The 14,632-nt window shown below is 40.4% G+C and carries 13 protein-coding genes; 10 read left to right on the forward strand and 3 right to left on the reverse strand.

What is annotated here, in order from left to right:
* Positions 1-226 precede the first annotated feature (226 nt).
* Together HMPREF1151_RS06885 and HMPREF1151_RS06890 are read left to right on the forward strand one after the other, a co-directional pair.
* Entirely contained in the window at positions 227-2,509 is a 2,283-nt protein-coding gene (locus tag HMPREF1151_RS06885) for a ribonucleoside-diphosphate reductase subunit alpha (RefSeq protein WP_009661538.1), read from the forward strand.
* Positions 2,510-2,583: 74 nt separating this feature from the next.
* A complete protein-coding gene (locus tag HMPREF1151_RS06890) occupies positions 2,584-3,612 on the forward strand; it encodes a ribonucleotide-diphosphate reductase subunit beta (RefSeq protein ID WP_009661519.1) in 1,029 nt (342 codons plus the stop codon).
* 274 nt (positions 3,613-3,886) lie between these two features.
* Here the strand turns inward: HMPREF1151_RS06890 and HMPREF1151_RS06895 are convergent, their stop codons facing one another.
* Positions 3,887-4,345, reverse strand: coding sequence for a DIP1984 family protein (locus HMPREF1151_RS06895; protein ID WP_009661518.1), 459 nt, complete (start codon positions 4,343-4,345; stop codon positions 3,887-3,889).
* A gap of 76 nt (positions 4,346-4,421) precedes the next feature.
* Positions 4,422-4,838 carry a GNAT family N-acetyltransferase gene (locus tag HMPREF1151_RS06900; RefSeq protein WP_009661533.1) on the reverse strand — a complete coding sequence of 139 codons (417 nt, stop codon included), beginning with the start codon at positions 4,836-4,838 and terminating at the stop codon, positions 4,422-4,424.
* 422 nt (positions 4,839-5,260) lie between these two features.
* Between HMPREF1151_RS06900 and aroF the strand changes: the two genes are divergently transcribed.
* From aroF to HMPREF1151_RS06940, 8 genes are all read left to right on the forward strand, one after another.
* On the forward strand, positions 5,261-6,274 hold the full coding sequence (gene aroF / locus HMPREF1151_RS06905) for a 3-deoxy-7-phosphoheptulonate synthase (RefSeq protein ID WP_005379643.1): 1,014 nt from the start codon (positions 5,261-5,263) through the stop codon (positions 6,272-6,274).
* Positions 6,275-6,348: 74 nt separating this feature from the next.
* Positions 6,349-7,401, forward strand: coding sequence for a 3-dehydroquinate synthase (aroB, locus tag HMPREF1151_RS06910; RefSeq protein ID WP_009661510.1), 1,053 nt, complete (start codon positions 6,349-6,351; stop codon positions 7,399-7,401).
* Between the two features lie 19 nt (positions 7,402-7,420).
* A complete protein-coding gene (aroA, locus tag HMPREF1151_RS06915; RefSeq protein ID WP_009661509.1) occupies positions 7,421-8,689 on the forward strand; it encodes a 3-phosphoshikimate 1-carboxyvinyltransferase in 1,269 nt (422 codons plus the stop codon).
* On the forward strand, positions 8,679-9,773 hold the full coding sequence (gene aroC, locus HMPREF1151_RS06920) for a chorismate synthase (protein ID WP_009661529.1): 1,095 nt from the start codon (positions 8,679-8,681) through the stop codon (positions 9,771-9,773). Before aroA ends, aroC begins: the two co-directional genes overlap by 11 nt.
* Positions 9,760-10,899 (forward strand): bifunctional chorismate mutase/prephenate dehydratase, encoded by a 1,140-nt coding sequence (locus HMPREF1151_RS06925; RefSeq protein ID WP_005379588.1) that lies wholly within the window; start codon positions 9,760-9,762, stop codon positions 10,897-10,899. The genes aroC and HMPREF1151_RS06925 overlap by 14 nt, the downstream gene beginning before the upstream one ends.
* Before the next feature lie 123 nt (positions 10,900-11,022).
* Positions 11,023-12,258 (forward strand): shikimate kinase, encoded by a 1,236-nt coding sequence (locus HMPREF1151_RS06930; RefSeq protein ID WP_009661537.1) that lies wholly within the window; start codon positions 11,023-11,025, stop codon positions 12,256-12,258.
* A 263-nt stretch (positions 12,259-12,521) separates the two neighbouring features.
* Entirely contained in the window at positions 12,522-13,130 is a 609-nt protein-coding gene (locus tag HMPREF1151_RS06935; RefSeq protein WP_009661522.1) for a type II toxin-antitoxin system RelB/DinJ family antitoxin, read from the forward strand.
* Between the two features lie 14 nt (positions 13,131-13,144).
* Positions 13,145-13,447, forward strand: a complete 303-nt coding sequence (locus HMPREF1151_RS06940) for a type II toxin-antitoxin system RelE/ParE family toxin (protein ID WP_005377462.1) — start codon at positions 13,145-13,147, stop codon at positions 13,445-13,447.
* Positions 13,448-13,479: 32 nt separating this feature from the next.
* On the opposite strand, the gene HMPREF1151_RS06945 is transcribed toward HMPREF1151_RS06940, so the two are convergent.
* A partial coding sequence (locus HMPREF1151_RS06945) for an ISL3 family transposase (RefSeq protein ID WP_009661528.1) occupies positions 13,480-14,632 on the reverse strand: 1,153 nt, incomplete at its 5' end.

Genomic DNA, 14,632 nt, shown 5'->3' on the forward strand with positions numbered 1-14,632 from the left:
ATCGATAAATTTAATCTAACCACATTGATAAATTCAAAAAAGTCAATATTGAATATATAGGTTTTTTTCGCTATAATCATTACATAATGTATTTAATAAATAAGAAAACTACCATATATTGTAGTTTTCTTATTTTTCTGATTAGAACTAGTTTAAAAGAATACATCTGATTTACGCTAGCTCTATAGATGATTTTACATAGATTTACAATGTAAGGGGAACCATAATGGAGATTATGATCAAGAAACGGGATGGCCATTTTGAACCGCTATCCGTAGAGAAAACGAAACGAATGATTGCCTTCGCATGTTTGGGGTTAGATTCTTGTGATCCACTAGAATTGGAAATGGATGCGAAGTTACAATTCGTTGATGGCATGACAACAAAAGAAATTCAAAAAACGTTAGTACAAACTGCTATCGAAAAGGTTATTTCAAAAAAAGACGACGGTTTCGGCAACCAAGTTAATAAAATGAACCAAGATTGGCAGTTTGTTGCAGCTCGCCTTTTCTTGTTCGATCTCTATAAAGAAGCTGCTATCACTCGCCGCTATAAAGCGTTCGGTTATGGTAACTTCCCAAATCTTGTACATATGCTTGTAGAAGAGAAAAAATACGCAGACTTCTTCGTTACTGAATATACAGCTGACGAATTGCAAGAATTAGGGGATTATATTAAACCTAAACGAGACTATCTCTTCAACTATGAAGGTCTTAAATTGTTGGCTGACCGTTACTTGGTAAAAGGCTTCAACAAAGAAATCTTTGAATTGCCACAAGAACGCTTCATGGCTATAGCAATGCACTTGGCATTGGTAGAGGGAGAAAACAAAGTAGAATACGCTAAGAAATTCTACGATTTGATGAGCCAGTTAAAAATGACAACAGCTACACCTACATTGGCAAATGCAGGTACACCATTCCATCAGTTGTCCTCTTGCTTTATCTCTGGTGTAGATGATAACTTATGGTCCATTTACGACGTAAACAGCAAGTTCTCCCGCGTATCTAAACACGGCGGCGCTCTTGGTATCTACCTTGGTAAAGTTCGTGCATTGAACTCCGATATCCGCGGTTTCAAAAACTCCTCTGGTGGCGTTATTCCTTGGATCCGTTTATACAACGATACAGCTGTTGCAGTAGACCAATTGGGTAAACGCAAAGGCGGTGCTACAGTAACACTCGATATTTGGCACAAAGACTTCTACGAATTTGTAGAGCTTCGTACAAACAATGGTGACGACCGTCGTAAAGCACACGATATCTTCCCTGCTATCTCTGTTCCAAACATCTTCATGGAACGCATGATCGGCCGTGAAAACTTCACCCTCTTCGACCCTCATGAAATCTTGGCTGTAAAAGGCTATGCTCTAGAGGACTTCTACGACACGGACGATAACAAAGAGTTCACAAAACGTTACCTTGAATGTGAACAAGATCCGAACTTACACGGCATCGAAGTACCAGCACTAGACATGATGAAAAAAATCATGCGCTCTGCTGTTGAAACTGGTACACCATTCATCTTCTTCCGCGACACTGTAAATGCTGCAAACCCTAATAAACATGCAGGTATGATTTACGCATCTAACTTGTGCCACGAAATCGCACAAAACGTTGGCTTCACAAACCTTGCTGAAGAAATCATCAACGAAGACGGCACTATCACTACTAAAACAAATACAGGCGACATGGTTACATGTAACTTAAACTCCATCAGCCTTGGTCGCATTTCTGACGAAGAATTGGAAGAAAATATCGCTCTTCAAATCCGCATGTTAGACAATGTTATTTCCATCAACCAAGCACCAGTACCAGAATCTCGCATGACTTCTGATAAATACCGTGCTATTGGTCTTGGTACTTCTGGTTACCACCACTACCTTGTAAATCACGATATCCAATGGGAGTCTGATGAACATATCGAAGTAGCGGACAAATTGTTCGAAAACATCGCGTACTATTCCATCAAAGCTTCCATGGAATTAGCGAAAGAAAAAGGTGCATACCCAGCGTTCAAAGGTTCCGAATGGGAAACTGGTGAATACTTCACACGTCGTGGCTACACATCCGATCGTTGGAAACAATTGGCTTCAGACGTTGCAAAATACGGCATCCGCAATGGTTATTTGATGGCCGTAGCTCCTACAGGTTCTACTTCCAACATTGCGAACACAACGGCTGGTATCGACCCTATCTTCAAAAAATTCTTCATCGAAGAGAAGAAAGGTTCTTTCACACCAAAAACTGCACCAGATTTGAACGATAAAACTTTCTGGCTCTACAAAGAGGCGCATACAATCAACCAACAATGGTCCATCAAAGCTTGTGGCGTACGTCAACGTCATATTGACCAAGCACAATCTTTCAACTTGTATATCACACCTCAAATGAAAGCAAAAGAAATTCTAGACCTTTACGTTGAGGCATACAAACAAGGGATTAAAACAATCTACTACATCCGTAACCAATCCCTTGAAATGGATGAGTGCACGAGCTGCTCCTCCTAATACGAGATGTGTATATAAATCTGATGACGACCTATAGCAGTATAGGTCGCATCGTTGTATAAAGGAGTCCTACTATGGATAAAAAACTGATTTTCAACGAACATGGTGAACGTGGCACGCAATCTATGATTGGCGGCAACACCACAAACCTTCGCGAATGGAACCGTATCAAGTACGACTGGGCGAACCAAATGTACCGTACAATGCTCAACAACTTCTGGATTCCTGAAGAGATTTCCTTGAACGAAGACGTTAAGCAATTCCCATACTTAACAGATTATGAACGCCGTGCATTTGATAAAATCATTGCATTCTTGAACTTCCTTGATTCCATTCAATCTGAAAACTTGCCTAACTTGAGTCGCTATATTACCGCATCTGAAGTAGCATCCTTATTGAATATCCAAGCATTCCAAGAAGAAATTCACGCCCAAAGTTATTCTTACATTTTGGACACTGTAACAAATCCTATTACACGTGACAAAATCTATGATGAATGGCGTACAGATAAAACATTACTTGCTCGTAACCGTTTCATCGCCGATGCATATCAACGTTTCAGTGATGATCCTAGCGAAGCAAATCTTATCCACACAATCATCGCCAACTATATCTTAGAAGGTATTTATTTCTACTCTGGCTTTAGCTTCTTCTACACATTGGCACGCCAAGGTAAAATGACAGCTACTTCTACAATCTTCAAATACATCAACCGCGACGAAGTAACTCACCTTGTATTGTTCCAAAACATCATCCGCGAGTTACGCCGTGAACGCCCTGACTTGTTCACACCTGAACTAGAAGCGAAAATCACTGACATGATTCGCCAAGGTGCAGAAAACGAAATTGCTTGGGGTCAATACATCACTGATGATAAAATCCTCGGTCTTAACAACGTTCTTATTGAACGCTACATCAAATACCTTGCCAATATCCGCTTAGAAGCAATCGGCTTGCCTCATCTATACCCTGAAATCAAGGACAATCCAATGGAATGGATTGAAAGCTTCTCCAACTTGAATAGCACAAAAACTGACTTCTTTGAAGCAAAAGTTACAAACTATACAAAAGCAGCAGCCTTTGATTTCGATGATTTAGAATAAGAATAATTAGTTTTCTTATAGCAATTTAATAATATAAAAAGGGAGCATTTCACATTCTCTAGTGAAATGCTCCTTTTAATATGCCCCAACGCCACCCTCATCAAAATAGTTGACACATGGTAATACATTATAAAAAATAACCATACATTTATACACAATAAGGGCCTACACAATACATACCTTCAATGCCCCGTACATGTAATGGAATATCATCTTTTTACGAATTAAGCAATCGTGGCTTTGTATCCACCCTATCTTGATTACCAACTTATACTTAATACTCTATTAAATCAACCGTCCAATTAGTTGACTGTAGTAAATTATCTAATTTACGAATCTCCTTAGATATTTTATCTGCTGTTTTTTGTAATTCACTAACATTTACAGTTGCTATCATTTTGATTTCCGATCCGCGAGCACGATAATTAATCGCACTCGCACTATCTGCTAAGTCACGATATGCAGAAAGTCGCATAATAGCTTCTTCTTTCTCTGCTATAATTTGCGTTAAAGAGCGCCCTTCAATAATTGTTGCACAGTTAGTAAGATTAATATCTTTAATGAGTTGTTGAAGTCTAGCAATTGCCGCTTCTAGTTCTTGTATCAACACTGCAGGGTCTTCATTAGGCTTTTCCCCTTCTTGTACCAAACTATTTTGATTCAAACGGCCTCGCAAATCGCTAATTTTCTTATTTAAATCAGCTCGTTCTTGTAATGCTTCTGCAAGTTTCATGGTTGTACCTCCCGCGAATATCAATCAATACACACCTTTATCTTGACTATATTTCTAATAACACTAAACTGCAATATTATAACTGTTTCCGCATCATCACATGTGGACAGCCTTCATCTAGATATTCTTCACCTTCAGCCACATATCCAAGGGATTCGTAAAATGGTTTTGCCTGCACTTGAGCTAATAGAGAACATGTTTTAAATCCATCGCGACGGATTCCATTTTCAGCAGCGAGCATAATTTTTGAGCCTAAGTTTTGACCTCGATATAATTTGCGTACTGCCATACGACCGATATGAGCATCCCCTTCTATATCGTTAGGGAAAAATCTACAAGTACCAACAGCTTTTCCATCTATAGATAAAAGCACGAATTTTGCGATTTCATCAATTTCATCAAATTCATTCTCGAAACCTTGTTCTTTCATGAACACATCTGTACGAATTTGTTTAATATCATCGTTAATTGTATTTAAAATTTGAATAATCATAACTCTCCTTACCAATTATGTTCTATAACGTTATATTGCTAGCATTTTCTACCTTTAATTTTACCATGAGTATAAAGGCAAAGGAATGTTAAAACAACTTTTTTCTATAGAATTTTGCGATTTTTTGAAAAAAGTACTTGCATAAAATTCTCAAATGGGTTTATACTGTACACATCAAATTTAGAAAGGAGCAACAACAAGATGACTAACCAAATTAGCACAGTAGCAAAACAATACTTTTATTGGTTCTTTATCCAACGTACGGGTAAGGAACTATTTGAGCTACGCTAATTTAGAAATCATCAATCGTTGCTTAGAATAGTAAAAGGGTTACTCGTATTAGAATACGGGTAGCCCTTTTTTATTTGCTATCCCGTATGGTTGGCCCCACTATTCGCATTGTTATTTGAGGAGGACTTATTATGATTATCACATTAAAAACAACAGCTACAGAAGCAGAGGTAACAAAATTACGCAATGAATTAGAAGCGAAAGGTCTTGTTATCCATCCAGTAGAAGGGGCCCACTATAATATCTTAGGTCTTATCGGCGATACAGCATCCCTTGATTCCCGTCAAATTGAATCCCTTGATTTCGTAGATAAAGTAACACGTATTCAAGAACCTTTCAAAAAAGCAAACCGCAAATTCCATCCAGAAGATTCCGTTATCAATGTAGGCGGTGCACTTATCGGTGGCGGTCACTTCGCAGTAATGGCTGGTCCATGCTCCGTGGAAACACCAGAACAAGTTCTCGCATCTTGCCAAGCATGTAAAGATGCAGGTGCTACAATCCTTCGTGGTGGCGCATTCAAACCTCGTACATCCCCATACTCCTTCCAAGGCATGGGCCCTGAAGGTTTAAAACTTTTAGAATTAGCAAAAAAAGAAACTGGTCTTCCTATCGTATCCGAAGTTATGGATATTTCCCAATTGCAATACTTCGACAATGTAGATATGCTTCAAATCGGTGCTCGTAACATGCAAAACTTCACACTTTTAAAAGAAGTGGGCAAATTGAAAAAACCTGTATTGTTGAAACGTGGTCTATCTGCTACATACGAAGAATGGTTGATGGCTGCTGAATACATCATGTCCGAAGGCAATGATCAAATCGTATTATGCGAACGTGGTATTCGTACATTCGAACCTAAAACACGTAATACATTAGACGTAACAGCAATCCCTATGATGCACGAACTATCTCACTTGCCAATCATCATGGACCCTAGCCATGCAGCAGGCATGAGCCGTATGGTTCGCCCACTTTCTCTTGCATCCGTAGGCGGCGGTGCAGATGGCCTTATGATTGAAGTTCACAACGATCCATCCAAAGCATTATGCGATGGCCCTCAAGCATTACGCCCAGATCAATTCACTAGCCTTATGAAAGAAGTATTCGCATTGCGTAAAGCATTGGTAGAATGCACTAAATAATCTTAAATATCACACAAATAAGCTAGTATCCGTTATAATAGATACTAGCTTATTCTTTTAAGAAAGGAATTATTATGACTCGCATCCATATTAACGCATCCACGCCGTATGACGTCGTCATCGAAAACGGTGCTTTACAACGCATCAGCGATTATATAAAACCATTAAAACCAAATTGTCGTGTTATCATCGTCAGCGACAGCAATGTAGCACCGCACTATTTGAGTTCTGTGAAAGCTAATATGGCGCATGCGGGTTATACTGTTTGTGATTATGTGTTCCCTGCTGGTGAAAGCTCCAAAAATGCCCATCAACTCATTGAGTTAGTAGAATACATGGCAGCCCAATCGTTAACGCGTAAAGATCTTCTCATCGCCCTTGGCGGTGGTGTTGTAGGTGATATGGCAGGCTTTGCAGCGGCTACCTATTTACGTGGCATTGACTATGTACAGGTACCTACCTCCCTATTAGCGGCGGTAGACTCCTCAGTAGGAGGTAAAACAGCTGTCAATCTTGAAGCAGGTAAAAACCTGTGGGGTGCTTTCAAACAACCCATTCTTGTCCTCTGCGATCCAACAACGCTTAATACATTGCCGGACATGGAATGGAAAAATGGGTGCGGCGAAATCATCAAATATGGTTTCCTCGATGTACCAGGTTTATTAACTCAGCTAGAAAATAAGCCATTGATAACACACCGCGATAGCGTTAGTGCTGTCATTGCGCGATGCGTACAAGCAAAGGCGGATATCGTAGAGCAAGACGAACGCGAATCTGGTGTTCGCGCCCTCTTAAACCTAGGCCATACCTTTGGTCACGGCATTGAAAAAGCGAGTCACTTTGAGGTTCATCATGGCTATGCGGTTGCTATTGGCATGGTACTCATGGCACAGGGTGCGGTAAAACATGGAGAACTAGATATTAAGGCTCTAGATAAGTTAAAATCCCTCATTGAAGCCCACGATTTGCCAACTACAACGACTGTAACAAAGGAAGAAATTCTAGCGGCTGCTAAGCACGATAAGAAAAGCGAAGGCGCTACTATTAAAATTGTAGTACCAACAAGCTATGGCCACAGCGAACTTAAGGTTGTTACCCACGAAGAACTTGCCACCTATTTAGACTAAGACGTAAAAGGAGATTTCTATGCATTCCGTAACGAACGCCATTCCTACAGGAACGATTGCGTCCATCCCAGCAAAGGCACATGCACACCGCGCATTAATTTGTGCAGCCCTTGCTAACTCTCCATCTACTATACTACTAAGCCGTACCTCTAAAGACATCGATGCTACTATGGACTCCTTGCGAGGCTTAGGTGCTCACGTAGTATATGAAAATAAAGTTGTCACTGTTACACCAGGTCCTGTCCCAGCAAAGGGCAATGTAGTACCTCACGAATCAGGCACTACATTACGCCTTTTATTACCTGTAGCAGCATCCATCTGTAACGATGTAGACGTAGATGCCAAAGGTCGTTTACCAGATCGCCCTCTCGAACCTATGCTCAGCGAAATGAAAGCGCATGGCGTAACATTCTCCCAAGATAAACCGCCATTTACTATGACAGGTCGTCTCCAAGGCGGTAATTTCTCCATGGTAGGCGATGTGAGCAGTCAATTCTTCTCCGGATTATTGTTGGCAGCCCCTCAAATCGGCCTATCTACTATCACGGCTACTAGCCCACTACAATCTAGTGATTATGTAACATTAACGACGGAAACCATGCGTAATTTTGGCGTGGAGGTAGAGCATACGTTACCTGATACAAACATCAACGAGGCTTTCACAGTCCCATTTGGTGCGTCCTTTATCGGCCGTGATAATTACCAAATCGAAGGTGACTGGTCTAATGCAGCAATCTGGATGGTAGCCGCTGGTATGACGGGCAAACCAATTACGATTACAGGCATGAACAAAAACTCTGTACAAGCTGACCGCCGCATCATGCAAGTTATGATTGATGCTGGTTGTGATGTTGTTTGGGATGGTATGAATATAACGGTCACAGGTCGTGCTTCCAAGCCAATCCATGTAGACCTAGAGCAAATGCCGGATATGTTGCCTGTTATGGCCGCCCTTGCTTGCTCTATTTCTGGTGAAAGCTCCTTTATCAAGGGTGCTCGCCTACGCTTAAAAGAATCCGATCGTCTCATAGCTGTTGCTAATCTCGTAAGAGACTTAGGTGGTACAGTGCGTGAAGAAGGCGATGACCTATACATCATCGGTAGTGGTATACTTAAAGGTGGACAAGGTGATTGCGTAAATGACCATCGCCTCGTTATGGCCGGCACATTGATGGCCCTCATCAGTGAAAATCCTGTTACCTTAAAAGATAGCGAAGCTATCACAAAATCCTATCCAGATTTCTTCGAGGACTGGAACTTATTAGGAGGTGATGCTCATGGCATCTAATTTCGGTAAAACTATACAAGTATCTACCTTTGGCGCCTCTCATGGATACGCTATCGGCGGTATTGTTGAAGGTCTACCTTGTGGACATACCATCGATATCGATGAGTTAAAAGCCTTTTTAAAGCGCCGTGCGCCAGGGCAAAATCAATTAACAACACAGCGTAAAGAAGCCGATACACCTGAGTTTTTAGCAGGTTTGGTGGACGGCATGCTCAGTGGTTCTCCATTGGCATTTATGATCCGCAACACATCTCAACACTCTAGCGATTATAACAACTTACGCGATATCCCTCGCCCATCTCATGCAGATTTTACAGCTCGTATACGCTATGGTAATAAGGTAGATATGCGAGGTGGCGGTCACTTCTCGGCGCGCCTTACAGCTCCGCTTTGCGTAGCTGGTGGCATCGCTCTACAACTATTACGTGAAAAAGGCATTGAAATCCACGGCCATTTAAAACAAGTGGGAACGATTCAAGATGCTCCTATCAACATGGTTCACCCAGATATGAAAGCATTAGCTAGCATCGCTACAGAGCCAATTGCTATGGTTGATCCACAAAAACGTAACGAAGTAGAAAACCTTGTTATGAACCTCAAAAAAGATGGGGACTCTACAGGTGGTATCGTTGAAGTCGTGGCTACAGGTCTACCAATTGGCCTTGGCAACCCAAACTTTGACGGTATCGAAAACCGCTTAGCTCGCGTAATCTTTGGGGTACCCGCCATTAAAGGCGTATCCTTTGGCGGTGGCTTCGATATGTGTGCACAACTGGGTTCCGAAGTGAATGATGCTTTCACCATGGACGGCGACAAGATTACAACCACAACTAATAATAGCGGTGGTATTCAAGGTGGTATAACTAACGGCTTGCCCCTCGTTATGCAAGTGGGCATCAAACCAACACCATCCATTTATAAAGAACAACATTCTGTGTCACTTTCACAAAAAGAGGACACATTGCTCACAATCCAAGGTCGTCACGACCCATGTGTAGCGCTTCGTGCAGTATCTGTAATCGAAGCTGTTACGGCCCTTGTTATTCTTGATTTCTTAGGAGATATTGACCATGAACTTAGATGAAGTACGCGTTAAAATTAACGATATAAACGACCAAATGCTCGCCCTCTTCAAAGAGCGCATGGAACTCTCTAAGGACGTTGCGGCAGCGAAAAAAGAAATGAACAAGGCTATTTACGATGCCAAACGGGAACGAGATATCCTCGACAAAGTAACTCGAGATGCAGGCCCAGACCTCGACCTATACGCACGCCGTTTCTTCGAAGCATTATTCAGCTTGAGCCGGACCTATCAGTCTGAACAATTGTTCCAAGATAATGAGTTCACTGTTAAAATGAAAAAGGCTATTGAGCAGTCCCCTACATTACCTCCACAACGTGGTAGCGTAGCTTGTGCTGGCGTCTTCGGTAGTAATGCGCAAGTGGCGTGCGATAAATTATTACCACTCAGCCAAATTCACTATGTAACAGGCTTCCGTGCCGTATTCGACGCTGTTGAGTCTGGAGAATGTCAATTCGGCGTATTACCTATCGAAAACAGCTCCAATGGTTCTGTAAAAGAAGTGTATGACCTTCTAGAAGATCGTAAATGCTATATCGTACGCGGTACTCGCCTATGGATTTCTCACGATTTACTCGTGAAAAAAGGCACAAAACTAGAAGATATTCACACTATCATCTCCCATCCTCAAGCGTTGGGCCAATGCAGTCACTTCCTAGAAAAATTAGAAGGCGTAGAATTGCGCTCCTTCGATAACACGGCTCGTGCAGCCCAGCTCGTAGCGGCTAGTGACGACCCAGGTGTGGCAGCTATTGCAGCTCCTCAATGTGCCGACTTATATAATTTATCTCCATTAATGCGCAATATCCAAAATAGCGATAACAACTATACGCGCTTTATCTGCATCAGCAAGGACTTCCATGTATACCCAGGGGCTAATAAAATCTCCGTGGTAACTACAGCAAGCCATGCTCCAGGTGGCCTTGGTACATTACTTACCAAGTTTGCAAACATCGGCGTAAATCTTACCAAACTCGAGTCTCGTCCGATTGTAGGCCATAACTTTGAGTTCTTATTCTACCTCGACTTAGAAGCATCCTTAGCAGATCCTAAGGTATTATCCGTTCTAGCAGAACTTCACACATCACAGGATAAGTTCCGTTTACTCGGTAATTACCCTGAAAACTAATATATTCCTCTTTACTAGTCCCCATAAGGGTATATATAGTACAATGAATATAGTTATAAAACTTCAATGGCTAATAGGTACCAGCCTATTAGCCATTCTATGTATATTGACCTAGGAGGTCCTATGAAATTTGGTTTACTTGGCCGTACGTTAGGCCATAGCTTCTCCCCTCGCATTCACAGTGCACTAGGGAATACAAATTACGAATTATTTGAGCGCGAACCGAGCCAATTGCAAGAGTTCTTCGCGGATCCAGAATTACAAGGTATCAATATCACTATCCCATACAAGGTAAACGCCCTTGAAGCTTGTGATGTAGTGGACCCTCGTGCTGAACGTATCGGTTGTGTGAATACGATGGTTCGCAAAGATGGTAAATGGCACGGCTATAATACAGACTACGATGGTTTCGTGTTTACTCTACAACATGCTGGCATTGATGTATCTGGCAAGGAATGTATTATCCTTGGCGATGGCGCTTCCTCCGCTACCGTTCACGTAGCTCTTGAAGACTTAGGAGCTAAGAACATAGTTCATCTCTCTCGTAAGACGGCACCATTCTATGGTGATGCGCCTAATTACTACGAAACAGCACAGATTATTATTAACTGCACACCTATCGGTATGTATCCTCATAATCCAGCTAACCTCATCGATATTACACAATTCTCCAAATTGGAAGGCGTTGTAGACCTCATCTATAATCCACGCCGTACGATTTTGTTGTTACAAGCAGAAATGATGGAAATTCCTCATTGTGATGGCTTGCCATTCCTCGTGGCTCAAGGCGTTGAGGCAGCTAATCATTTCCAAGGTGAAAGCTTTGGTACAAAGGAAATTGAGCAAATCTTACGAGATATGCGCCGTGAAAAGGAAAACATTATCCTCATCGGCATGCCTGGCGTAGGAAAAACTACAGTCGGTAAAGCGCTCGGTGAAGAAATGGGCCGTACCTGCGTTGATGTGGATCATGAGTTAGAAAAAGAAATAGGTGATATTTCTACCTATATTACAGAACAAGGGGAACCAGCATTCCGTGAAAAAGAAGCGGAAGTGATTGCAAAATTCGGTACCCAAACAGGTCTTATTATTTCCACTGGCGGCGGCTGTGTAACAGTCCCTAAAAACTTCGCACACTTACGCCAAAACGGTCGTATTTACCAATTAACACAACCAGTAGAAAACCTATCTACCTCTGGTCGCGTTCTCTCTAGTGGTGGCATCGAACGCTTACGCGAACTAGAAGCAACGCGTACACCAATGTATGAAAGCTTTGCCCAATGCATCGTAGAACATAACCGTAATGCACCAGAAACAGTGTCTGCTATCCTAGAGGATTTTGAAGCAAACTTATTATAAGAAGATTTACATCTGTATTTCTAGATAAAACTAAAACTCATATCTTAACTTCATAGATATAGTACTAAAAGCAGTATTTATCCTTAAGATAAATACTGCTTTTTTATATTCTCTATGTTTTATATGTATTTGTAAAAATCCATATTTGCAATTACAATGTAATTACAACTAAAATTCAAGAAGCTTAAACACCTTTTTCTATAAGAGCAATAAAATAACCAAAGTATTACAGTCACAACTTAAAGAATCAAAGGAGAGATATTATGAAAACCGTAAACCTACAAGTCCGCATCAACGAAGATCTAAAACAAGAGGTATCTAGCATATTGAAAGCCCAAGGCCTATCCTATACCTCCATGCTTGACGCACTATTTCGTCAAATCATCAAAGAACGTCGTATTCCTTTCGCCATTGCGTTACCAACAACATCTACAGATGAAACACCAACGCCAAGTACACTCAACAATGACGGCACCTACGAACAACCCCGAATCACATTAAAGGCATCAGATACTACTAGTACGTACGGAATATCAGCCTCAACAGAGGCAGAAATATCCTTCGATACAATCGATAAAACAGGTGTTCTTAACATTCGCATTAACCCCAAAGTAAAAACACTTACTACAACAATCCTAAAAGAAATGGGATTAACTATATCACAAACCATTACACTTGTATCTAAACAAATACAATTTGCTAAAGATATTCCTCAAACTATTCATCGTCCAGAATGGATTGATGCTATAAATAATGACTTATGGACTAAAGAAGATTTAAACTCTAGAATCCAGATTGGCCTTAATCAAGCTGAAAATGGAATTGGTGAATCTGCAGAAAAAGTCTTTAATGAGCTCCTTAAAGATTTATAAGTATGGAGGTTAAAATGAGATATACAATAATTTTGACCCCTACTGCTAAATCTGACATAGTAAATCTCAAACTTTCATTAAAGCAACGCTTTATAGACACTGCGTTTATCCAAAAAGAATTATCGCAAATTTACCAAAAAATATGTTCATTATCCATTTTTCCTGAGCGTTATCCTATTGTAGATAGTAAGGAAAAATACAGAAAATTGTCATACAAAAAGTATCTTATTCTATATAAAGTTATAGGTAATTACATCTATATTTTCTATATTCGACCATCTCGTATGAATATATTACAAGAACTACAAGACAAATAAAAAAGTCGGCTCTCTGTCAAATGTTGGGGTATTCACCCTACGAGTCTTCTTTGGCACCAATCATATTTATGGTTGGTGCCATTCTTTTTGCTCAAAAGTAGAATACGTACTCTAAATCTACCAAAGTGGCGAAGTCCATAGCTTATCCGTTTTAATACCTTAATCTTGTTGTTAGTTCCTTCTGTGTATCCATTAGAATATGGAAGTAAGAATGCATTAGTTAATTGCGTCATCCATGCAGGAAATGATGTAAAGAAGTTATTAAATTCATTTAAGCCAGATGCTTTTACTAATTCCAACCAATGCGTTAAATGTGCAGCTATTCTTTGTTTACCATAGATTGAAAAGATTTTTCTAAAAGAAAGTTTTAAAGCATATGCTTTTCGTAAATCATCAGATATTCTAAGTATTTCACATAGTTTAATATGTTCGGCTTCCGTTAAATGGTCTGGATGCTTCATTAGTACACGTCGATTCTGTTTTAACATACGTGAATAAGCAGCCAGTTTATGTTGCTCACGCTTTCTAACTCGCTCTACCGCCCAATCTACAAGTCGACATACATGGTATCGATCACAGATAATATGCGCATGTGGAAATAGCGCCTCCATGATGCGCTTAAATTGTATGGACATATCCATTACAATAAACTTAACTTGTAGGCGATCCTTATGTTTAAATGATGCAAAATAGTGGATTAATGCTTGCGTATCACGTTTCGGTAAAATATCTAATATTTCATGTGTATCTGGATTAGTTAAATTAACTTGGTATTGGTAGCCTTCTGCATTTCCTTTAAACTCATCAATACCAATCACAGTGGGTAAGGTCTTGGGCTTAGGTATAGTGATCATAGAGCAATAACGTAATACTGTAGTAATAGATGTATCACACTCGTTAGCAATAGCTGTATAGGTTACACTTTCAGTAAGTTTATCAAATAGCATTCTAATATTAGTTACACTTAGTTGCATATGTTTTCGTACAAATGGATTGCTTTCAGCAAAAGAATGACCACAATGCGGACAAATATACCGACGCTGTCTGTATTTTCCAATTAGTGGACCTCGTTGTACTTTTCCAAACTTTACAGTACGTATGCGGTAATCCTTAATATGCTTTGTGGTTTCTCCACACTTTGGGCAAATATGTGATGTTGCTGGTAATTCTATGTCAAAAATAAAT

Origin of the sequence: Veillonella sp. ACP1, from assembly GCF_000286635.1 — a bacterium.
Classification (GTDB): domain Bacteria; phylum Bacillota; class Negativicutes; order Veillonellales; family Veillonellaceae; genus Veillonella; species Veillonella atypica.

Bases quoted from the DNA above. Each gene is read 5' to 3' on its own strand.
- HMPREF1151_RS06900 (WP_009661533.1), bottom strand. From the start codon at position 4,838: ATGATTATTCAAATTTTAAATACAATTAACGATGATATTAAACAAATT.
- HMPREF1151_RS06885 (WP_009661538.1), top strand. From the start codon at position 227: ATGGAGATTATGATCAAGAAACGGGATGGCCATTTTGAACCGCTATCC.
- aroB (WP_009661510.1), top strand. From the start codon at position 6,349: ATGACTCGCATCCATATTAACGCATCCACGCCGTATGACGTCGTCATC.
- HMPREF1151_RS06890 (WP_009661519.1), top strand. From the start codon at position 2,584: ATGGATAAAAAACTGATTTTCAACGAACATGGTGAACGTGGCACGCAA.
- aroA (WP_009661509.1), top strand. From the start codon at position 7,421: ATGCATTCCGTAACGAACGCCATTCCTACAGGAACGATTGCGTCCATC.
- aroF (WP_005379643.1), top strand. From the start codon at position 5,261: ATGATTATCACATTAAAAACAACAGCTACAGAAGCAGAGGTAACAAAA.
- HMPREF1151_RS06930 (WP_009661537.1), top strand. From the start codon at position 11,023: ATGAAATTTGGTTTACTTGGCCGTACGTTAGGCCATAGCTTCTCCCCT.
- HMPREF1151_RS06925 (WP_005379588.1), top strand. From the start codon at position 9,760: ATGAACTTAGATGAAGTACGCGTTAAAATTAACGATATAAACGACCAA.
- aroC (WP_009661529.1), top strand. From the start codon at position 8,679: ATGGCATCTAATTTCGGTAAAACTATACAAGTATCTACCTTTGGCGCC.
- HMPREF1151_RS06940 (WP_005377462.1), top strand. From the start codon at position 13,145: ATGAGATATACAATAATTTTGACCCCTACTGCTAAATCTGACATAGTA.
- HMPREF1151_RS06895 (WP_009661518.1), bottom strand. From the start codon at position 4,345: ATGAAACTTGCAGAAGCATTACAAGAACGAGCTGATTTAAATAAGAAA.
- HMPREF1151_RS06935 (WP_009661522.1), top strand. From the start codon at position 12,522: ATGAAAACCGTAAACCTACAAGTCCGCATCAACGAAGATCTAAAACAA.